This is a genomic window from Mesorhizobium sp. B2-4-6, assembly GCF_006442775.1.
Classification (GTDB): domain Bacteria; phylum Pseudomonadota; class Alphaproteobacteria; order Rhizobiales; family Rhizobiaceae; genus Mesorhizobium.
The window spans coordinates 234,939-255,345 of sequence record NZ_VFVI01000004.1; the positions used below are offsets into that span (position 1 = coordinate 234,939).

Genomic DNA, 20,407 nt, shown 5'->3' on the forward strand with positions numbered 1-20,407 from the left:
GCGAGACGGCTACATCAGTCTTTGCCCGTCCGAGCCGAAATAGAGCGGCGCCATGTAGCGGATCGTCACCTTGTCCCCTTTTGCGAGCGGCGTGTCGGGATCGGTCAGCGTCACCAGCTTCTTCGCTCCCACGGTGACATGCAGGTGGTTCTGGTCGCCGAGATGCTCGACCCAGTCGACCACGCCGTCGGCATGGCCGTTCATCGCCTTCTCGATCGCGAGATGCTCGGTGCGGGCGCCGATCGTCGCCGTTCCGGTCGGCGCACCGCCGTCGGGCAGCAGTCCGGCCGGCAGGAGGTTGATCGCCGGCTGGCCGAGGCGCGCCGCGACATGAAGGTTCGCCGGCTCCGAATAGATCGCGCGCGGCGTGCCGATCTGCACCAGCACGCCGTCGGCAAGGATGCCGATGCGGTCGGCCATGGTCATCGCCTCGATCTGGTCGTGCGTGACATAGAGCATGGTGGCGCCGAGCTCGGACTGGATCCGCTTCAACTCGAGCCTGAGATCGGCACGCAGCTTGGCGTCGAGCGAGGACAGCGGCTCGTCCATCAGGTAGATCGCCGGCTTGCGCACCAGGGCGCGGCCGATGGCGACGCGTTGCATCTCGCCGCCCGACAGTTTCGTCGAGCGGTTGTCGAGCTTGTGGTCGATGCGCACCATGCGCGCCACTTCCTCGACGCGGCGCCGAACCGCCTCCTCCGGAAACCGCCGCGCCGGAGAGCGCAGCGGGAAGGCGAGGTTGTCGAACACCGAAAGATGCGGATAGAGCGAATATTGCTGGAAGACGAAAGCGGTGTCGCGCTCGGCCGGCGACAGCACGGTGGCGTCATGGCCGCCGATGTGGACCGTGCCGCTGTCCGGCCGCTCCAGCCCGGCGACCAGCCTCAGCGTCGTCGTCTTGCCGGCGCCGGTCGGACCGAGCAGCACGACGAACTCGCCGTCCTTGATCGCGAGGTCGAGATCGTTGATCGCGACGGTGTCGCCAAAACTCTTGGTCACGCCCTGAATATGGACATCAGCCATGCCGCGCCTCCGCTGCCTGATCATGCATGGCGGTTCTGACCGCCCGCCCGGAGCCCTTTTCGAACAGCGACAGCCGGGCGCCGCTCAAGGCCAGCCCGACCTGTTCGCCGGGGTTGAGGTGGATGCCGGCCGGCACCCGCGCCTTGATGATGCCGTCGGCCGTCTCGACCGCGACGATCTGCGTGGTGCCGAGATATTCGGTGCCGTAGATCGCGCCGCGCAGCTTCGAGGCGTCGTCGAAGCGGATGTGCTCGGGCCGGATGCCGAGCGCCATGTCGGCGGGCGCGATGTCCTCGCGCACTTCCGGCACCGCCACCTTGGCGCCCTGCACGACGATCTCCTTCGCGCCCCTGGCAAGCCCGCCGCCGAACTTCAGGAAATTCATCGGCGGCGAGCCGATGAAATCGGCGACGAACATCGTTGCCGGCCGGTCGTAGATTTCGCGCGGCGTGCCGAACTGCTCGATGACGCCGTGGTTCATCACCGCTATCTTGTCGGCCATCGACATGGCTTCCATCTGGTCGTGCGTGACATAGACGGTTGTGGCGTGGATGCGGTTGTGCAGCTCGCGCAGCTCATGCACCATCAGGTCGCGGAACTCGGTGTCGAGCGTGCCCAGCGGCTCATCCATCAGGAAGCATTTCGGCCGCCGCACGATGGCGCGGCCGAGCGCGACGCGCTGGCGGTCGCCGCCGGCCAGCCCGGAGACCGATTTGTCCAGCAGATGGTCGATACGCAGCAGCTTGGCGGTCTCCTCGACGCGACTGCGGATCTCGGCCGACGGCATGCCCTGCGCCAGCAACGGAAAGCCGATATTCCGGCGCACGTTCATATGCGGGTAGAGCGCGAAGAGCTGGAAGACGAAGGCGATGTCGCGCTCGCGCGCCCGGCGCATGGTGACGTCCTCGCCGCCGAGCAGGATCTTGCCGCCGGTAGGCAGCTCGAGGCCGGCGATCATGCGCAGCGTCGTCGTCTTGCCGCAGCCGGACGGGCCGAGCATAACGAAGAACTCGCCGTCCTCGACGACGAAATTGGAATCCTGCACGGCGACGAATGCGCCGAAGGCTTTCCTCAGGTTCTGAACACGGATCTCGGCCATCGTTATTCCGGGAATTTCGAGACGATGATGAACATGACCGTGCCGGCAAGCATGGTGACGAAGGAATAGGTGTAGAGCGACAGCGCGAAGGGCTGGAACAGCATCAGGAAGCCGATCGCGATGACCGCGGTCGCGATGCTTTCCATCATGCCGCGCCTTGCCCAGCGGGGCCAGGAGGAGCGCTTGGAGAGGACGGGGCGCGTCATGCATAACTCCCGTCCTTCTCCCCGTTCACGGGGAGAAGGTGGCCCGAAGGGTCGGATGAGGGGCGGCGCCAACGCCTCTGATTAAGGCAGATGTCGGCGCTGCCCCTCATCTGCCTGCCGGCATCTTCTCCCCGTGAACGGGGAGAAGGGGCGCCGCCCCAGCGCTGGTTCCACATTTGCCGACTATTCATCATTTGCGCACCGCGCCGAAGGTGATGCCGCGCAAGAGCTGCTTGCGGAGCAGGATGGTGAAGACGAGGATCGGCACCAGGAAGATGGTCGTGCCCGCCGCCACCGCCGGCCAGTCCTGGCCGCCCTCGCCGATGATGGTCGGGATGAAGGGCGGCGCCGTCTGCGCCGTGCCGGAGGTCAAGAGCGCTGCGAACGCATATTCGTTCCAGGCAAAGATCAGGCAGAAAATGGCGGTCGCGGCGATGCCGGTGGTCGCCTGCGGCAGCACGGTGCGCCAGAAGGCCTGCAGCCTGGTGTAGCCGTCGATCATCGCGGCCTCTTCATACTCGCGCGGGATCTCGTCGATGAAGCCCTTGAGCAGCCACACAGCCAAAGAGACGTTGACCGCGGTGTAGAGCAGGATCATGCCGAGCGCTGTGTCGGAGAGGCCGAGCTCGCGATACATTAGGTAGATCGGGATCGCCACGGCGATCGGCGGCATGAAGCGCGTCGACAGGATGAAGAACAGAAGGTCGTCGGCCAGAGGCACCTTGAAGCGTGAGAAGCCATAGGCCGAGAGCGTGCCCAAGAACACCGCGCACAAGGTCGAGCCGAAGGCGATGATCAGCGAGTTGACGAAGCGCGGCAGGAAGTTCGACGGTCCGGCGATCACCATGTTGCGCTTGCGCACGGTCTCGTCGCAGAAGCCGGTCGCCGGTCCGAGCGAGTTGATGTATTCCGGCGTCTGCCGGGTGCGGGTGGTGAACAGGTTGCAATAGCCCTCGATGCTCGGCTGGAAGACGATCTTCGGCGGGTAGGCGATCGAATCCGGCGGGGTCTTGAAGCTGGTGGCGAAGATCCACAACAGCGGCACGATCGAGATCAGCGCATAGGCTATGATGATCGTGCCGGCGATCAGCTTCGCGTTCGACGAGGGTGCTACGACGGAATGGGCGGTGGTCAGGCTCATCTCTGCTTCACCTTGTTGAGCGCCTTGACGTAGATGTTGGCGAGGCCGAACACCGCGACGAACAGGATGATGGCGAAGGCCGAGGAATAGCCGGTGCGCCAGCTCTCGAAGGCCTGCCGCTTCAGCGTGATCGAGGCGACCTCGGTGGTCGAGCCGGGTCCGCCGCCGGTCAGCAGGTTGACCATGTCGAACATCTTGAAATTCTCGATGCCGCGGAACAGGACCGCGAGCATGATGAAGGGCAGCGCCATCGGCAGGGTGATCGACCAGAACTGGCGCCAGTTGGAGGCGCGGTCGACCTCGGCCGCTTCATAGATGTATTCGGGGATCGAGCGCAGTCCGGCGAGGCAGATCAGCATGACGTAAGGCGTCCACATCCAGGTGTCGACGATGATGATCGCCCATGGCGCCAATTCGACATTGGACAGCATCTGGACATTCGTCGGCGGAATACCGGTGACGAAGGAGACGACATAGGAAAACAGCCCGATCTGGGGCTCGTAGAGGAAGCGCCAGAAATTGCCGACCACCGCCGGCGACAGCATCATCGGCACCAGGATGATGGTGGTCCAGAAGGCGTGGCCGCGGAACTTGCGGTCGATCAGCCAGGCCAGCGTGAAGCCGATGACGGTCTGCAAGAGGATCGTCCAGAACACGAAATGCGCCGTCGTCTGCATGGCGATCCAGATGTCCTTGTCGCCAAGGATGCGCTGGTAGTTTGCGAGCCCGAGGTTCTTCACCACCTCGTTGGGGCGGTTGGCGCGATAATTGGTGAAGGAGAGATAGATCGCCCAGAACAGCGGGAAGATGTTGATGGCCAACAGCAAAAGGATCGTCGGCGAGATGAACAGCCAGGCGAGGCCCTTGTCGCTGATGCCCCGGATCTTCTTGGCCAACGGCTCCGGTGTCGCCCGGGCAACGTTGTCCGCAGTCCGATTGAGCATGGTAAGTCCTGCTTCGGTCACGGGTAAGTCTCGGCTATGGAATTTATCTGAACTGCGTCCCGTGCCAAGGGCGGCACGGGACGCGTCGATGTTGCTCGGGAGGAGCGGTTACATCTTGCCGTCGTCCTGGAACACCTGCGTCCAGTCCTTGACGAGGCCGTCGAGAGCGTCCTTGGCCGAGCCCTGGCCGGCCACGACATAGTCATGGAAGCGCTTCTGCGAGGCCTGCAGCAACGGTGCGTAGCTGGGTTCCGCCCAGAAATCCTTCACGATGGCCATCGAGTCGAGGAAGGCCTGCGCATAGGGCTGGCTGGACGGGAATTTCGGGTCCTTGACCACCGAGTTCAGGCAGGAATAGCCGCCGAGCGACCACCACTTGGCCTGCACGTCCTTGTTGGCGAACCACTTGATGTATTTCAGCGCCGATTCCTGCTTGTCGGAATAGGAAACCACCGAAATACCCTGGCCGCCGAGTTGCGCGAACTGGTCGCCGTCGGGACCCTTCGGATTGACGAAATAGCCGATCTTGTCGCCGCCGACATTCTCGTCCTTCTGCAGGCCGGGCCAGGTGAAGGCGAAGTTCATATGCATCGCCACCTGGCCGGATTTGAAGGCGTCGACGCCTTCGCCCATGTAGCTGTTGGAAGCGCCGGGCGGCGTGCAGCAATCATAGAGCGCCTTGTAGAATTCCAGCCCCTTCACCGATTTTTCGGAGTTGACGTAGCCTTCCATCTCATAGGGCTTTTTCGGGTTCTCATACTGGAAGCCATAGCTGTAGAGCACGTCCATGGCGCCCATGGTGATGCCTTCCGAGCCGCGCTCGGTGTAGATGGAGGCGCCATAGACGGTCTTGCCGTCGATCTGCCGCTTCTGGAAGAATTCGGCGATCTGCTTCAGCTGGTCGAAAGTGGTCGGCGGGGCGAGGTCCCAGCCATATTTCTCTTTGAATTCCTTCTGCAGCTCGGGCTTGGCGAACCAGTCCTTGCGATAGGTCCAGCCGACGACGTCGCCCATGGCCGGCAGCGCCCAGTAGTTCGGCGTGTTCTTCGGCCATTCGGAATAGCCGACCACGGTCGCCGGCACGAAGTCGTCCATGCTGATCTTCTCCTTGTCGAAGAAGTCGTTCAGCTTGACGTAATGGCCGTTCTCGGCGGCGCCGCCGATCCACTGGCTGTCGCCGATGATCAGGTCGCAGAGTTTGCCGTGCGAGTTGAGCTCGTTGAGGAAGCGGTCGGCGTAATTGGTCCACGGCACGAACTCGAACTTCATGCCGATGCCGGTTTCCTTGGTGAAGTCCTTGGACAGTTCCACGAGCGCATTTGCCGGATCCCAGGCCGCCCAGCACAGCGTCAGGTCTTCCGCATGCGCGACGTTCGAGACGGCTGTCGACGCAAAGATCGCCGAGGCCAGTCCCAACGCCAGTTTCAAGGTCGATTTCATGCCTTACCTCCCATTTGCGAAACGCGTCCGGATGACGGTTTCAAGAGCCCCTCAACCCTCGCTCCTCCGAGGGCCCAAACATGGCGCGCGATGCGCTGCCGGTGTTTAGTAATTTGTTTAGTGATGCCATTTTTACTAAACAACGCAAGCGAATTCGTTGCTGCGCCGCAGCATGACTTTCTGTGTCGGCCTACACGTGAAACTCGCGGGCGTCAGCGAGATGCATGAGTTGCAGTTTGTTGCATATATGTCAACAGATATTGCATTATTTAGACGAACGGTCTACGGTGTCCGCAGGTGAACGGTTTGCGCAGGCGACCCTGTTGGACCGTCTTGCAACAGCACAGGGAGGACTTCATTTGTCAGGCACTTCATTCGTATCGGGATCCGACCCGGCCACTGCGGAAGAGCGGCTGCGGCGGGAAGGCATCGTCCTGCCGCCGCCTCCGGCGCCGCTTGGATCTTACGAGCCTTGGGTGATCACCGGCTCGTTGCTGATGACGTCGGGACAATTCTCCTGGCTGGACGGAAAGCTGGCCTTCGTCGGCCGCGTCGGCGGCGAAGTTTCGTCCGCCGATGCCTATCTGGCGTGCCGCATCGCCGCGATGAATGCCATCGCGCAGCTGAAGGCCGCCGTCGGGTCGCTGGATCGTATCAGCCGTATCGTCAGGATCGAGGGGACCATGCAGGTCGCGCCGGGCTTCCAGGATCATCCGGCCGCCCTCAACGGCGCGTCGGACCTGATCAACACGGTGTTCGGCAGCAAAGGACGCCACAGCCGGATGATCTACACCAATCCGGAAATGCCGCTCAACGCGCCGGTTCTCATTGTGCTGTTCGCCGAAGTTGAAAATTGATGGGGACAAGATGACCGCTACGGAACAATTCATCGTCGAAGACGGTCCTTACGCCCTTTGGTCGCCTGCTCGGATCGAGGATATGCAGGCCAACATCTGGAGCGGCAAGGTCGGAACAGTGCTGGTTTCCGAAACAGAGACGTTTCGCGTCTGGCACATCAGCATCGCTCCGGGGGAGCGCCTGCCGTTTCACCGTCATGTCCTGGATTATTTCTGGACTGTTCTCTCCAACGGCAGGGCGCGCAGCCACTATGAGGGCGGCGCCGTACGTGAGACGACCTACTGCGCCGGCGACACCAGGCATTTCAGCTTCGCGCCAGGCGAGCACATGGTGCACGACCTGGAAAATGTCGGTGACGAGACTCTCGTTTTCGTGACCGTGGAGATGAAGGCGGGAAAGAACGCGCCGCTGGCCTTGTGAGCGGCGCCACGCATAGTCATGCCAGATTGACTGGCATGGCGGTTGCCGCTTACTGACCGCAAAGATGCTCGACCGCCAGGAGCCCTGCAGCATGCCGGATAGTTGAATGCCCACCCGCGAACAAGCAGAGGGCGATCTGGCCCGAGAGGCCAAATCCGCGACTGGAACGCTTTCGACGCTGGCGCGCGGGCTGGCCATCCTCGAATTTGTCGTCCGGGCCGGGCGTCTCGTACGGTTGCGCGACGTGGCCGAGCGGTTCGGATTGGACCGCAGCGCCGCGCTGCGCTTCCTGCGAACGCTCGAAGCGGAAGGCTACATATCGAGACACGAGGCGATGAAGGCCTACTCGATCGGCCCGAAACTGCTGGCCTTGCCGAGACTGCCGGCAGCCGTCGAGAAGATGATCGAATTCTCGCGTCCATGCCTGATCGATCTGGCGCGTGCCAGCGGGCAGATGACTCATCTGGGAACATTGAACGGAACGCACGCCATTCTCGTCGAGGTCGTGGCCTCGAACGCGCCGGTCGCGGTCAAGCAGGCCGTTGGCGACCTGGAGCCGCTTTATTCAAGCGCCGTCGGCAAGGCCATCTACGCCTTCCTGCCGGAAGCCGAACGGATAGCCATTGGTGCCCAGATCAACTTTGTCGCCCACACCGCACGCACGATCACCGGGCTCGCGGCGCTCGAGCGCGAGGCGCAAGACATCCGTCGCACAGGGGTTTCCTTCGATCGTGGCGAGGGCAACGACCAGGTGTCCTGCATCGGCTGTCCCGTGCTTGACGCAAACGGCTATCCGCGGGCTTCCATCGGAATATCGTTTGTGAGTGCCCATCTCGCGCAACCGGTCGACCAGCGCCGCGAAGACATCGCGAAGGTCGCGGCCGCGGCCCGCAAAATCGAATCGCTGCTGTTTGCCTGATATCAGGCACCTCGACCTATTCGGCGTTAGCCGTCACCGGCCGGATCGGCGGCGCCGGCGGTAAGAGCGCGCGTATGTCGGCAAAGGGGAAAGTCGGCTCGAAGCGGAAGGCCTCGGCCAGCGCGCCGGCGGCGCCGTTGCATTGTCCGGCGCGAAATTCGTTCTGGAGGCGTGCCCTGTGTACGTAGTGCTCCGGACCTTGCGACTGGTGCGCGCGGATCGCTTTCGCCTTGATGTCCCAATGATGCGAAATCTCGACATAATGCGTCGGCGAAAAACCGGTGCCGCCGAGCGTGTCGGCATGCAGCACCGGGACGGCGAAGGATGCGGCTATGCGCACACCGTCGGACAGGGCGCGATGGTCGCCATGGTAGTCGTAGGGCGCATGGGTGATCGCGAGGTCGGGCTTCACCTCGCCGATCAGCGCCTTGAGCACCGAAATCAATGCCGCATCGGCGACGAGCGCGCCGTCGGGAAAGTCGAGGAAACGCGGCTCGACGCCGAGCAGGCCCGCCGCCTTGGCCGCTTCCTCGCGCCGCAAGCGGGCAAGCGCCTTCGGGTCGCCCTTGCCGCCCTTGGCCCCATCGGTGGCTATCGCAAAAGCCAGTTCTGCGCCTTGCGCCGCATAGGCGGCCAGCGTACCGAACATGAATATCTCGATGTCGTCGGGATGTGCCCCCAGCGCCAATATCTTCACGTCGTCTCTCCCGGAAATGGTATGCCGAACGGAATCCTGCTCGCCCTGATCGCCTATGCAAGCTATTCGTTCAGCGACGGGGTCATCAAGAGCCTGGGCGGGCAGTTCACCGTCTTCGAGATCGGCTTCTTCTCGACCTTGTTTGCCGGCTGCTTTCTGTTCTTCACCAAGCCCAGGGACGAACGCTGGCGCAACTTCTGGCGCACCAAAAGGCCGTGGGCGGTGCAGGCGCGCGCCTTGGCGGGCATCGCGTCCGGTGTGCTCAGCGTTTATTCCTTCACCACCATTCCGCTGGCGGAAGTCTACGCGCTGATCTTCCTGGCGCCGCTGCTGGTCACCATCCTGTCGACGGTCATCCTGAAGGAAAAGGTCGGTCCCTGGCGGTGGCTGGCCGTCGTCGCCGGCTTCGTCGGCGTCATGCTGGTGGTGCGGCCGGGCTTTCGCGAATTGCATCTCGGCCATCTCGCCGCCTTCGCCAACGCCTTCCTCGCCGCCACCAGCGTCATCCTGATGCGCTCGCTCGCCCAACAGGAAAAGCGCACGACCATTCTCGGCGCGCTGGTCGGCTATGGCCTTGTCTTCAACGGCGTCGGCGCGGCCGCGACGTCGTTCTCGCTCCCCAATCTCGGGCAATTGGTCTGGCTGATGCTGGCCGGTGTTTTCACCGCCGGCGGACAACTGCTGCAATTGCTTGCGGTCAAATACGCGCCCGCGAACCGCATCGCGCCGACCCATTACTCGCAGATCGTCTGGGCGGTCATCCTCGGCGCGCTGTTCTTCCAGGAATATCCCGACTGGCTGTCATTGGTCGGCCTGGCGGTGGTCGGCGCTTCCGGCCTTCTGACGATGGTGCGCGAGGAGGTGAGGCTCGGCACCGTGCGCTGGAACCCGTTCTCGCGCACCAGGCTTTGACCGCGCACCGGTCTGGCAAGTTGCATGGCGACCGCGACCGCTGATATGCGGGCCAGATGACGACGAAACCCCTACCGGAGCTTCCGGTCACTGCCGTGCTGCTGGCGCTCGGCGAAGCGCTCTCGCAGCGCAGCAGCGCCGTGCTGGTGGCGCCGCCCGGCGCCGGCAAGACGACGCTGGTGCCGCTGGCGCTGCTCGACGCGTCCTGGCTGGGGCAGGGCCGGATCGTGCTGCTCGAGCCGCGCCGGCTGGCCGCTCGCGCGGCCGCCCGCCGCATGGCTGAGCTGCTCGGCGAGGAACCCGGCGGCACGGTCGGCTATGCCATGCGCATGGAGAACCGCACGTCGGCGCGGACAAAAATCCTGGTCGTCACCGAAGGCGTGCTCTCGCGCATGATTCTCGACGACCCGGAACTGCCCGGCGTTTCGGCGGTGATCTTCGACGAATTCCATGAGCGCTCGCTCGACGGCGATTTCGGCCTGGCGCTGGCGCTCGACGTGCAGGGCGCGCTGAGGCCGGATCTGCGTCTGCTGGTCATGTCGGCGACGCTCGACGGCGCCCGCGTGTCGAGGCTTCTGGCGCAGGCACCGGTGATCGAAAGCGAGGGCCGCGCTTATCCGGTCGAGATCCGCTACGACGAACGGCCGGCAGGCGTGGCGGTCGAGGACGCTATGGCCAAGGCCGTGCGCGCGGCCCTGGCCGGCGAGCAGGGCAGCGTGCTCGCCTTCCTGCCCGGACAGCGCGAGATCGAGCGCACCGCCGAGCGGCTTCAGGGCAATGTCGCCGCCGACACCGACATCGTTCCGCTCTACGGCCAGCTCGACAACCGGGCGCAGGATCAGGCAATCAAGCCTGCGCCGCCGAGTCGCCGCAAGGTGGTGCTGGCGACCTCGATCGCCGAGACCTCGATCACCATCGACGGCGTGCGCGTCGTCATCGATTCCGGCCTGTCGCGGCTGCCGCGCTACGAGCCGGCAAGCGGCCTGACCAGGCTCGAGACGGTGCGCGTCAGCAAGGCCTCGGCCGATCAGCGCGCCGGCCGCGCCGGCCGCACTCAAGCCGGCATGGCGGTGCGCCTGTGGCGCGCCGAGCAGACCGCGTCGCTTCCCGCCTTCACGCCTCCGGAAATCCTCGAGGCCGATCTGTCCGGACTGTTGCTTGACTGCGCCGCCTTCGGTGTCGCCGATCCGTCGAGCCTTTCCTTCCTCGATCCGCCGCCGGCCCCGGCGCTCAGCGAGGCGAGGGTGCTGCTGAAGGCGCTTCATGCCATCGACGATGCCGGCCGGCTGACGAAGGCGGGTGCTGCCATGCGCAAGCTGGCATTGCCGGTGCGGTTGGCGCATATGGTGGCCGAAGCGGTGAGAGGCGGTCATGCGCAGGAAGCGGCGACACTTGCCGTATTGCTGACCGAGCGCGGATTGGGCGGCGACAGCGCCGATCTCGAACGCCGCCTGATCCGCTTTCGCGGCGAGAAATCGCCGCGCGCCAACGCCGCCAGGCAGCTCGCCGAGCGTTTGGCCAGACAGGCGGGCGGCGGGCAGGCCGGCGAGGCGGTCTCCGCCGGCTCGCTCCTCATCCATGCCTGGCCGGATCGGGTGGCGAGGGCCCGCGGCGAGCGCGGCCGCTTCGTGCTCGCCAACGGCTCGGGCGCCATGGTCGAAGCAGCCGATCCGCTCGCCAATGAGACTTGGCTGGTGGTCACCGACCTGCAGGGCAAGGCGCAGAACGCCCGCATCACCGCCGCCGCGCCGGTCGGCGAAGCCGATATCCGCGCCGCTCTTGCCGATCGCATCGAGACGAAGCGCGAGACGACCTTCGACCGCGAGCGCCGCGCCGTGCGGGTGCGCGAGACCGCGCGGCTCGGCGCCATCACCTTGTCCGAGCGTATGCTGCCGGCGCCGTCGGGCGCCGATGCCGATCAGGCTATCCTCGACGCTTTACGGGAGCACGGGCTGTCGCTGCTCGATTGGGGCAAGGATGCCGAGACGTTGCGGCAGCGGCTCGGCTGGCTGCATCGCGGCCTCGGCGCGCCCTGGCCCGACGTTTCGGATGAAGCGCTGGCCGAGGGGCTCGACGATTGGCTCCTGCCCTTTCTCTCCGGCGACGCCTCTTTCGCGGCCATCAAGCCGGCGACTTTGTCTTCGGCACTCATGGCCTTGGTCCCGCACGACCTGCAGCGCAAGGTCGACGCGCTGGCGCCGACCCACTTCGACGCGCCGTCGGGTAGTCACGTGCCGATCCGCTACGACGGCGAATGGCCGGTGCTTGCGGTCCGCGTGCAGGAGCTCTTCGGCCTCGACCGTCATCCGGCGATCGCCAACGGCACCGTGCCGCTGACGCTGGAGCTTCTTTCGCCGGCGCATCGCCCCATCCAGACGACGCGCGACCTCCCCGGCTTCTGGCGCGGCTCCTGGGCGGATGTGCGCGCCGACATGCGCGGCCGGTATCCCAAGCATGTCTGGCCGGAAAACCCGCTGCTGGCCGCCGCCACCAGCCGTGCCAAGCCCCGCGGAACGTAGGCTTGCCCAGAAGTTTTGGCGAGCCTCGCGTTAACGGACGGCATATATTGGCGATTGGCGCAAACACCCATCGCTTCGTCATCCACGGGCGGAGCAAGGAGCGAAGCGACGCGCGCAGACCCGAGGATCCATTCCGCGACGTCGACGCGTTGCCACGGCTCAGAATTCCCTCCGCTGCTCTCTACGATCGAGGTAACGGAATGGATCCTCGGATCTGCGCTCCGCTTCGCGTCGCTCCGCTCGTGGATGACGAAGTCGCGAAGGCCCCGGCCAACCACCAAGCGCTCATGATGGTGAACCGAAACACCGGCTGCCAATCGCTCAAGTCGCCTTTACAGCGCTACTAGCGCTTACCCTCCCGCGGTTATAATCGTAAGTCGATGATCAACATCCTGCGAGCGCCCGATTCCCAGCAAAGCCAGCGGTTGCGGCTCAACACGCTGATCCGCCTGCGCTGGCTGGCCATCGTCGGCCAGAGCCTGACCGTGCTGGTCGTCGCCTATGGCCTGAAATTCCCGCTGCCGGTCTCGATGTGCTTCGCGCTGATTGCATGCTCGGCCTGGATGAATCTGTGGCTGACCTTCCGCTATCCGGCGGCGCACCGCCTGACCCCGCTTTCGGCCTTCGCGATTCTCACCTTCGACGGCATCCAGCTCACCGGCCTGCTCTACATGACCGGCGGCCTGACCAACCCGTTTTGCGTGCTGCTTTCGGTCCCGGTCGTCATCTCGGCCGCTTCGCTGCCGCTGCGCATGACCGCGGTGCTGGGCGCGCTGGTCATGGTAGCCGCCACGCTGCTGGTGTTCTTCCACCTGCCGCTGCCCTGGTATGAGAACGCGCCGCTGCCGATGCCGTTCATCTATGTCGCCGGCATGTGGATGGCGGTGTTCGCCTCGATCGCCTTCACCGCCATCTATGCCTTCCGTGTCGCGGCGGAGGCGCGCCTGCTCGCCAACGCGCTGGCCGCCACCGAACTGGTGCTGCAGCGCGAGCAGCATCTGTCGGCGCTGGACGGGCTGGCGGCTGCGGCCGCGCATGAGCTCGGCACGCCCTTGGCGACCATCACTGTCGTCGCCAAGGAGATGGAAAAGGCGCTCGGCAAGGACCCGAAATACGGCGAGGACGTGAAGCTCCTGCGCTCGCAAAGCGAGCGTTGCCGCGAGATCCTGAAGCGGCTGACCAGCCTTTCCTCGGAAGGCGAAGCGCATATGTCGCGCATGCCGCTCACCTCGCTGGTTGAGGAGGTGACGGCGCCGCATCGCGATTTCGGCATCTCGATCCGGCTGCGGCCCGGCGAGCGTATCGGCCCCGAGCCCGTTGGCCAGCGCAGCCCCGGCGTCATCTACGGGCTCGGCAACCTGGTCGAGAATGCCGTCGATTTCGCCCGCAAGTCGGTCACCGTCAGCTGGAGCTGGGACAATGACGAGGTCATCTTCTCGATCACCGATGACGGGCCGGGCTTTCCGGCCGAGATCATCGACCGCATCGGCGAGCCCTATATGTCGACGCGCCAGGGCACCGAGGCCGGCGGCGGCCTGGGGCTAGGGTTGTTCATCGCCAAGACCTTGCTGGAACGATCGGGCGCCACCATCGATTTCCGCAATTCGAGCGGGCTTGGCGAAGGCGCGGTGGTGCAGATCGCATGGCCGCGCGGCGTCTTCCTCAACCAGGACCATGCGTCGGCCACCACGTTCGACAACGCCTGAAGCAATTCCAGGAAAAGTGCGCAGCGGTTGGGCTCGGCGACTTCGCCGTAGTTTTCCGTCCGGAATTGCGAAACGGTGAAAAAGCCCGGCATTTACCAATTGGCAGCTCTGTTGCCGGCTGTAAAAATTGGACATTGCCGTTGTGGGACTGTATCTGCGTAAAAGTGAGGCATATCGTCCAGAACTGTGCAGCTTTTTTGGGAAACGACGTGCCCGGAAACAAGGACTTAAGGCGCATTCGCTAGAATTCGTTTCGGGGGCGAGGTGGTTCAAGTCAGTGGGATGCCGATAAGATGAGCGGAGACGAAACGACTGGCGCAATGGTCGAGGGCGAGGACACCTCGCTGCTCATCGTCGAGGACGACAAGCCGTTCCTCACCCGGCTCGCCCGGGCCATGGAGACCCGGGGCTTCGTGGTCGAGACGGCGGAGAGCGTGGAGGAGGCGGTCGCCAAGGCGCGCGCCCATCCGCCGGCCTATGCGGTGGTCGATATGCGGCTCGGCGATGGCAATGGCCTCGATGTCGTTGCCGCCATTCGCGAGAGGCGCGACGACGCCCGCGCCATCATCTTGACCGGCTACGGCAACATCGCCACCGCGGTGACCGCGGTGAAGCTCGGCGCTATCGACTACCTCTCCAAGCCCGCCGATGCCGACGACGTCTTCGCCGCGCTTACCCGGACCTCAGGCGAGCGCGCGGCACCGCCGGAAAACCCGATGTCGGCCGACCGCGTGCGCTGGGAGCACATCCAGCGCGTCTACGAAATGTGCGACCGCAACGTGTCCGAGACGGCGCGCCGGCTGAACATGCATCGGCGCACCTTGCAGCGGATCCTCGCGAAGCGGGCGCCGCGCTAGGCAAGCGTCGTCATGCACGGGCGAAGCGGACGCGGAGTCGCGAGGATTCATGCCGTGACCTTGGCCGGAGGATGCAGCGGAGCAGAATTCTGCGCCGTGGGCACCGCTCCGATGTAACGGAACGGATCCTCGGGTCTGCGCTGCGTCGCTTCGCTCCTTGCTTCGCCCGTGGATGATGAAGAGACGGACGTTTCGGCCAATTTTCGAAGCATCGGCTGCGGTGTCGCCCGTAAGCCTTGCATCGCCACTGACGTTGCGCATCATTGGACCACAGATTCCCGGCAACAGGCTAGGTTAGCGAGGCACCATGCAAGACGAACGGACGAAATCGATCCTGCGTGAATTCCTCGACGGCGAGGCCGCTGGCGGCATCATCCTGATGGTGTCTGCAGCCCTTGCGCTGATCGTCGCCAACTCGCCTTTGGCCGGCACTTACTTCGCTGTCCTGCACGCCTATCTCGGGCCGCTCAGCGTCTCGCACTGGATCAATGACGGGCTGATGGCGGTGTTCTTCCTGCTGGTCGGACTGGAGATCAAGCGCGAGATGCTGGATGGTCAGCTCTCGACCTGGCCGCGCCGCGTGCTGCCGGGCGTCGCCGCCGCCGGCGGCATGCTGGTGCCGGCGCTGGTCTATGTCTTGATCAACCGCGACAATCAGGCGGCACTCTCCGGCTGGGCGATCCCCACCGCCACCGACATCGCCTTCGCGCTTGGCGTGCTGTCGCTGCTCGGCAGCCGCGTGCCGGTCTCGCTGAAAGTCTTCCTCACTGCTCTCGCCATCCTCGACGACCTCGGCGCCGTCATCATCATCGCGCTGTTCTACACCAGCGGCCTGTCGCTCGCCTACCTCGCGGCCGCCTTCGTCGTCATCGCCTTGCTGGTCGTGCTCAACCGCATGCGCGCCATGAAGCTCTGGCCGTATCTGGTGCTCGGCGCGCTGCTGTGGGTGCTGGTGCTGAAGTCGGGCGTGCACGCCACTCTTGCCGGCGTTGCGCTGGCGCTCACCATCCCGCTGGAGCGTGCTCCGGGCATCAGCCACGATCTCGAACATTCGCCGCTGCACCGGCTGGAACACGGCCTGCACAAGCTCGTCCCCTTCCTCGTCATCCCGATCTTCGGCTTCGCCAATGCCGGCGTCTCGCTCGGCGGCCTGAGCTTTGCAGCCCTTGTCGAGCCGCTGACGCTGGGCGTCGCCGCCGGCCTGGTTCTCGGCAAGCTGGTCGGCGTCTTCGGCTCCTCGGCCCTTGCCATCCGCTTCGGCCTCGCCGACCTGCCGGTCAATGCCGGCTGGCTGCACATGCTGGGCATTTCGCTGCTTTGCGGCATCGGCTTCACCATGAGCCTGTTCATCGGCCTGCTTGCCTTCGCCAGCGACCCTGCCCTGCAGGACGCGGTGAAGGTCGGCATCCTTGCGGGCTCGCTGATTGCCGCGCTGCTGGGCGCCGCCGTGCTGCTCATGGCGCCCGCGGCGAGTGGGGTGGACGAGGACGTGGACTAATGCATGTCGCGCGAAGGTGACCTCGGTTTTGCGACAACGACATGCATCAAGCAACGACCTAAAGCGCGTCGCCTGAATCCGCTTCAGCGCGACGCGCTTTAGGTCAGGCCGCGACGCGATTTCCTCGCCCTTGCGCAAGCGGGGAAAGGTGGCCCGACGCAGCCGGGACGGAGCAGGGCGCCCGTCGCGACGCCAGAGCCGGTGGAAGATCGGCAGCGGGAAGCCTTCGGGAGATCGAGATAACCTCCGAGCGCCGCCAACCCCTCTCCGTTCCGGCTGCGCCGGGCCACCTCTGCCTGCTCCCGCCACCCCCGTGCGGCGGGGAACAGGCGCTACTCGCTCTCGCCATCCAGCGCCGGCACCGCGACGCCGGCGAGCTCGGCCGCCAGCAGCCGCGCGGCGCCCGCGCGGGCGATCCGCAGCATCAGCGCCTTGCGCGTCGCGGCCGCCATGCGGTGCTCGGGCGCCTCGCGCAGGATCTCCGCGCCATAGCCGTCGGAGAGGATGAAGCCGCACTCCTCGGGAAAGATGTCCTGGGGAACGCCTGGATGGGTGGCGAAGAAGAAGCGGTCGGAATGCAGACGGTAGTCAGGCCATTTGCGGTCGACCCGGAAATCCTCGATCGAGGATTTGATCTCGATGATCCAGATGTCGCCCTGCCTGGTCAGCGCGACGAGATCGGCGCGGCGGCCTGTCGCCAGGGAAAGCTCCGGCAGCACATGCGCGCCCATTTCGGTCAGCAGCCGCTGCACGCCGCGCCGCACCAGCATGGCGCGCTCCGACTGGCGGCCGTCGATCAAAGGGTTGAGGGGAATCGGGGAAACGATGGGCATGGATGGCACCATGCCAGATTTTGTTCACGGTTTGAACCCGTTTCTATGGGGCGATTACGTACTTTACAAACACGGAAAAGCTTGATACCTTGAATCCACAGTAGGAATCCGGGTTGTGAGCGTCCTTTCCGAACCGCACTTCCACAACGAAGAAGCTGCTTTTGAGCGGCTGGAGGCGATTGTGTGGCCGGAAGGTCCAGTCTGCCCGAAGTGCGGCAACTGCGATCAGAAGCGCATTAGCCGCGTCACTGGCGCGACCGCCCGCACCGGCCTTCGCCGCTGCTTAGAGTGCAAGAAGCAATTCACCGTGAAAGTGGGAACGGTTTTCGAGTCCAGCCATGTGCCGCTGCACAAGTGGTGGCAGGCCGCGCATCTTCTTGCCTCCAGCAAGAAGGGTATCAGCGCTCACCAACTGCACCGAACCTTGCAGGTCCAGTACAAGACCGCATGGTTCATGTTCCATCGCTTGCGTGAGGCTATGCGTGATGGCGTCCTTTCCCCGATGGGTGGCGAGGGTAAGCACGTCGAAGTTGACGAAACGTATATCGGTCGCCTGAAAGGCGCTCCGGTTAAGCGCGGCGGCGGTGCTCACAAAAACTCCGTCGTTACGCTTGTCGAGCGCGGCGGCATTGCCCGTTCCTTCCATGTCGATACCGCTCGCATGGGCAACGTCATGCCGATCGGGCGCGCCAACATCGCTCGCGAAAGCGCGTTGATGACCGACGAGTCCGGCATCTATCGCCGCGCCAGCCAGGATTTTTCTTCTCACGATTTCGTCACGCATTCCAAGGACGAGTATGTGCGCTACGAAGGCGAAAAGACCGTCCACACCAATACGGTCGAAGGCTATTACAGCATCTTTAAGCGCGGCATGAAGGGCATTTACCAGCATTGCGGTGAGCAGCATCTTCACCGCTATCTTGCTGAGTTCGATTTCCGCTATAGTAATCGCATCCGCTTGGCGTCGATGACAACAATAGGACGGTGAAGGCAATGGCTGGCATCGTTGGAAAGCGCCTGAAGTATCGGGACTCATCGGGCGTCGGGGCGGAATAGGCGAGAAAATGGACCGTATCGTCATAACGGTGCATCCGACTGTCTCCGACGTAAAGTTGCTGAGCGTCACCGACGCCATGCAACAGGTTCTCGACCACATGAAGCTATTCGAAGCCGCTCAGCAGTCGTTGGGCGACCCACACTCGCGCTTTGAGTGGAGGCTGGAGAAGGCCAGCACCAATAGCCCGTTTACTGTTGTTGCCGTAGCGCAAGCGTCCAATCCATCGGTCAATGTTTCCGCCTTGGCTAAGCGCGTTAAAACCGAAGTCGCTGGCGGTCTTCGGAGCCTCATGACGCGCGGCACCCCTCCGCAATGGATGACGCTAGAGAGCTTCGCCGTTGCCAAATGCATCTTTGCCAGAAATCTAAACGGCATCGGTGAGACGGATATTGATTTTGAAGATGGCGACGTGATCGAAATCACGCCTGATCGGGCGAAGGCGGGGATCAATACACTCAACGCCTTCAACGCCATGGATTTCGAGCAAGATCTAACGCCGCGACAGTCGTTCGGTGAGATTGAAGGCGTGATGCTCGCGGCTGGTCGCTATCGAAACAAAGAGGCGATCCAGATCAAAAACGAAATGTATGGCTTCATCTGGTGCACCCTTTCCAGCGACCTTATCGAACGATTTGGCGACGAGCATTCAATGAGCGATATCTGGAAGGGCAAGACCCTTGGCGTACAGGGCCGGCTCAACTACATCGCAGGCGGGAAATTGCAATCCATTGAAGCTTTCAATGTGCGGGAAATTGAGTTCGCCCCCCTTGTCAATTTGGAGGCGATACTTGACCCTGATTTTACTGCTGGGATGGACCCACAAGAATATTTAGAGCGATTGCACGAAGGGCGGCTTGGCTAAGAGGGTGTATTGGGACTCGTGCGCGTTTCTCGGCCTCATTAACCAGGAGCCGGGTAAGCTGAACGATTGTGCCGCAGTCTGGAAAGAGGCCGAGGCTGGCGGCGTGCTGATCTATACGTCCTTCTTCACGTTTGCCGAAGTCTTCAAGGCCAAATGCGAAGACGGAGGAAAGCCGCTTTCGGAGGATGGCGACAGGAAAATCGAGCAGCTTCTTCGGCAGAAATGGATTCGTGCGGTCGTTGTGGACGAGAAGATTGGCGTCGCATGTCGCCGTCTCATGAGACATCACACCGAATGCAAAAAGCCATCGGACGGCATCCATTTGGCGACGGCCTTAGCGTTGAACGTCGATGAGATGCACACATATGACGGGGCAGACTTGCTTAAGCTTGACGGCAAGGTGAATCGCGCGGACGGAAAGCCTCTGAAAATATGTGTGCCAAAGCCTACGCCAAAGCCGTCCAAGCCACAGCATGAGATAAGCTGGGATGACCCCAAATGAATGCGCACAAGACAACGAAGCCAAACGACCCAGCGCAGTCGCGTGCCTTCATTGAGAAGGCGCGAGAGATCGAAGCGGATGAAAAGAAATCCGACGCCGATGCCTTAATGGGCAAACTGGCGCACATGCCGCCAGACCCAAAACCAAAACCAAAGCCGAAAGGCAAGACAAAGAAGGCCGCTAAGTGAGCGGCCTTTTTCAATGGAGACGACGATGAAATGTTACGTTTGTCGCTAGTTCAATGGGTGGCGGCCATGTTCGGCGTTCCTATAAAAATACGAGAATCCTATTGGCTCAGTGAAGGGCCTACGACTAGTAACGCTGGATGTTCCGGCTCAACCAATCGACCCCCGCCTGTTTAGCATTCCAAGAGCCCCATTCCGAGCCGGGCTTAAGCTCTATAACCGCGACTGAATCGTCGCCGTCCATCTTGCCTCTGAGCTCGTCCCTGAGGGTCGCGGCATTTATGCCCGAAGTCAGAACCCAAAGAGATTCTAACAATCGGACAGCGCCCCACGCGCCAAGCTGATCCCATACGGGCTCATAGTTGCGCTGATTATGCAGATCGTAACTGATGATGTAGTGGGCCATAGCGAACCCCTTTCTTAGCAAAAAGGTGCGCCGAGTCGGTCCTGTTTGTAAAGTACATAATCGCCTTTCTATGGGCTTCGCTGCACCCTTATTGCGAATCCCTCGCCCGGAATTCATCCGCCAGAAGCCTGGCCAGATGGTCGCGGCTCAGGCTCAATGCTTCTTTCAGGAACCACAGGAAGTTGCGCGGGCCGTCGGTCGGCAAGCCGGTTTCCTCGGCCTGGGTGATAACCGCGCGCTGGCGCTCGATCCGCTGTTCAATCTCGCGGATATGCTGCTCGACCCGTTCGATGTCTTCCTGCATGCCCATGGCCCAGCAATCT

21 protein-coding genes and 1 pseudogene are annotated in these 20,407 nt (G+C 63.3%); 12 read left to right on the forward strand and 10 right to left on the reverse strand.

Features of this window, described 5'->3' with window-relative positions; genetic code table 11:
• Positions 1-9 precede the first annotated feature (9 nt).
• The 6 genes from FJ957_RS14115 to FJ957_RS14140 form a co-directional block, all read right to left on the reverse strand.
• On the reverse strand, positions 10-1,023 hold the full coding sequence (locus tag FJ957_RS14115; RefSeq protein ID WP_140832254.1) for an ABC transporter ATP-binding protein: 1,014 nt from the start codon (positions 1,021-1,023) through the stop codon (positions 10-12).
• Positions 1,016-2,122: an ABC transporter ATP-binding protein gene (locus FJ957_RS14120; RefSeq protein ID WP_140832256.1), complete on the reverse strand. Its 1,107-nt coding sequence runs from the start codon at positions 2,120-2,122 to the stop codon at positions 1,016-1,018. The genes FJ957_RS14115 and FJ957_RS14120 overlap by 8 nt, the downstream gene beginning before the upstream one ends.
• Before the next feature lie 2 nt (positions 2,123-2,124).
• Positions 2,125-2,328: a hypothetical protein gene (locus tag FJ957_RS14125; RefSeq protein WP_140832257.1), complete on the reverse strand. Its 204-nt coding sequence runs from the start codon at positions 2,326-2,328 to the stop codon at positions 2,125-2,127.
• A gap of 190 nt (positions 2,329-2,518) precedes the next feature.
• Positions 2,519-3,469 (reverse strand): carbohydrate ABC transporter permease, encoded by a 951-nt coding sequence (locus FJ957_RS14130; protein ID WP_140832259.1) that lies wholly within the window; start codon positions 3,467-3,469, stop codon positions 2,519-2,521.
• A complete protein-coding gene (locus tag FJ957_RS14135) occupies positions 3,466-4,413 on the reverse strand; it encodes a sugar ABC transporter permease (protein ID WP_140832487.1) in 948 nt (315 codons plus the stop codon). The genes FJ957_RS14130 and FJ957_RS14135 overlap by 4 nt, the downstream gene beginning before the upstream one ends.
• 108 nt (positions 4,414-4,521) lie before the next feature.
• On the reverse strand, positions 4,522-5,853 hold the full coding sequence (locus FJ957_RS14140; RefSeq protein WP_140832260.1) for an ABC transporter substrate-binding protein: 1,332 nt from the start codon (positions 5,851-5,853) through the stop codon (positions 4,522-4,524).
• A gap of 224 nt (positions 5,854-6,077) precedes the next feature.
• Between FJ957_RS14140 and FJ957_RS14145 the strand changes: the two genes are divergently transcribed.
• From FJ957_RS14145 to FJ957_RS14155, 3 genes are all read left to right on the forward strand, one after another.
• Positions 6,078-6,710 (forward strand): RidA family protein, encoded by a 633-nt coding sequence (locus FJ957_RS14145; RefSeq protein ID WP_140832262.1) that lies wholly within the window; start codon positions 6,078-6,080, stop codon positions 6,708-6,710.
• Between the two features lie 10 nt (positions 6,711-6,720).
• Entirely contained in the window at positions 6,721-7,131 is a 411-nt protein-coding gene (locus FJ957_RS14150) for a hypothetical protein (protein WP_140832264.1), read from the forward strand.
• Positions 7,132-7,237: 106 nt separating this feature from the next.
• The gene (locus FJ957_RS14155) at positions 7,238-8,050 is read left to right on the forward strand and encodes an IclR family transcriptional regulator (protein ID WP_140832265.1); all 813 of its coding nucleotides are present in this window, start codon (positions 7,238-7,240) and stop codon (positions 8,048-8,050) included.
• Between the two features lie 16 nt (positions 8,051-8,066).
• Here FJ957_RS14155 and FJ957_RS14160 read toward each other — a convergent pair whose 3' ends face one another.
• Positions 8,067-8,747, reverse strand: a complete 681-nt coding sequence (locus FJ957_RS14160; protein ID WP_140832267.1) for a PIG-L deacetylase family protein — start codon at positions 8,745-8,747, stop codon at positions 8,067-8,069.
• Positions 8,748-8,768: 21 nt separating this feature from the next.
• On the opposite strand from FJ957_RS14160, the gene FJ957_RS14165 reads away from it, so the two are divergent.
• From FJ957_RS14165 to nhaA, 5 genes are all read left to right on the forward strand, one after another.
• Positions 8,769-9,659 carry a DMT family transporter gene (locus tag FJ957_RS14165; RefSeq protein WP_140832268.1) on the forward strand — a complete coding sequence of 297 codons (891 nt, stop codon included), beginning with the start codon at positions 8,769-8,771 and terminating at the stop codon, positions 9,657-9,659.
• A 56-nt stretch (positions 9,660-9,715) separates the two neighbouring features.
• Positions 9,716-12,178, forward strand: coding sequence for an ATP-dependent helicase HrpB (gene hrpB / locus FJ957_RS14170; protein WP_140832270.1), 2,463 nt, complete (start codon positions 9,716-9,718; stop codon positions 12,176-12,178).
• Between the two features lie 380 nt (positions 12,179-12,558).
• Complete coding sequence (locus FJ957_RS14175; protein ID WP_140832272.1) at positions 12,559-13,884, forward strand: ActS/PrrB/RegB family redox-sensitive histidine kinase; 1,326 nt, start codon at positions 12,559-12,561, stop codon at positions 13,882-13,884.
• Positions 13,885-14,177: 293 nt separating this feature from the next.
• Positions 14,178-14,741 (forward strand): ActR/PrrA/RegA family redox response regulator transcription factor, encoded by a 564-nt coding sequence (locus tag FJ957_RS14180; protein WP_140832274.1) that lies wholly within the window; start codon positions 14,178-14,180, stop codon positions 14,739-14,741.
• Between the two features lie 307 nt (positions 14,742-15,048).
• A complete protein-coding gene (gene nhaA, locus FJ957_RS14185; RefSeq protein WP_140832275.1) occupies positions 15,049-16,239 on the forward strand; it encodes a Na+/H+ antiporter NhaA in 1,191 nt (396 codons plus the stop codon).
• Positions 16,240-16,571: 332 nt separating this feature from the next.
• Here the strand turns inward: nhaA and FJ957_RS14190 are convergent, their stop codons facing one another.
• Positions 16,572-17,072: an MmcB family DNA repair protein gene (locus FJ957_RS14190; RefSeq protein ID WP_181177496.1), complete on the reverse strand. Its 501-nt coding sequence runs from the start codon at positions 17,070-17,072 to the stop codon at positions 16,572-16,574.
• 115 nt (positions 17,073-17,187) lie between these two features.
• On the opposite strand from FJ957_RS14190, the pseudogene FJ957_RS14195 reads away from it, so the two are divergent.
• The 4 genes and pseudogenes from FJ957_RS14195 to FJ957_RS14210 all read left to right on the forward strand — a co-directional run bounded on the left by FJ957_RS14195 (position 17,188) and on the right by FJ957_RS14210 (position 19,681).
• Positions 17,188-18,128: pseudogene (locus FJ957_RS14195) on the forward strand (IS1595 family transposase).
• An 8-nt stretch (positions 18,129-18,136) separates the two neighbouring features.
• On the forward strand, positions 18,137-18,991 hold the full coding sequence (locus FJ957_RS14200) for a hypothetical protein (RefSeq protein WP_140832279.1): 855 nt from the start codon (positions 18,137-18,139) through the stop codon (positions 18,989-18,991).
• Positions 18,984-19,493 (forward strand): PIN domain-containing protein, encoded by a 510-nt coding sequence (locus FJ957_RS14205; RefSeq protein ID WP_140832280.1) that lies wholly within the window; start codon positions 18,984-18,986, stop codon positions 19,491-19,493. The genes FJ957_RS14200 and FJ957_RS14205 overlap by 8 nt, the downstream gene beginning before the upstream one ends.
• The gene (locus tag FJ957_RS14210) at positions 19,490-19,681 is read left to right on the forward strand and encodes a hypothetical protein (RefSeq protein WP_140832282.1); all 192 of its coding nucleotides are present in this window, start codon (positions 19,490-19,492) and stop codon (positions 19,679-19,681) included. The genes FJ957_RS14205 and FJ957_RS14210 overlap by 4 nt, the downstream gene beginning before the upstream one ends.
• Positions 19,682-19,805: 124 nt before the next feature.
• Here FJ957_RS14210 and FJ957_RS14215 read toward each other — a convergent pair whose 3' ends face one another.
• Positions 19,806-20,084, reverse strand: coding sequence for a SinR (locus FJ957_RS14215; RefSeq protein WP_140832284.1), 279 nt, complete (start codon positions 20,082-20,084; stop codon positions 19,806-19,808).
• A gap of 88 nt (positions 20,085-20,172) precedes the next feature.
• The gene (locus FJ957_RS14220; protein ID WP_140832285.1) at positions 20,173-20,394 is read right to left on the reverse strand and encodes a hypothetical protein; all 222 of its coding nucleotides are present in this window, start codon (positions 20,392-20,394) and stop codon (positions 20,173-20,175) included.
• Between the last annotated feature and the right edge of the window lie 13 nt (positions 20,395-20,407).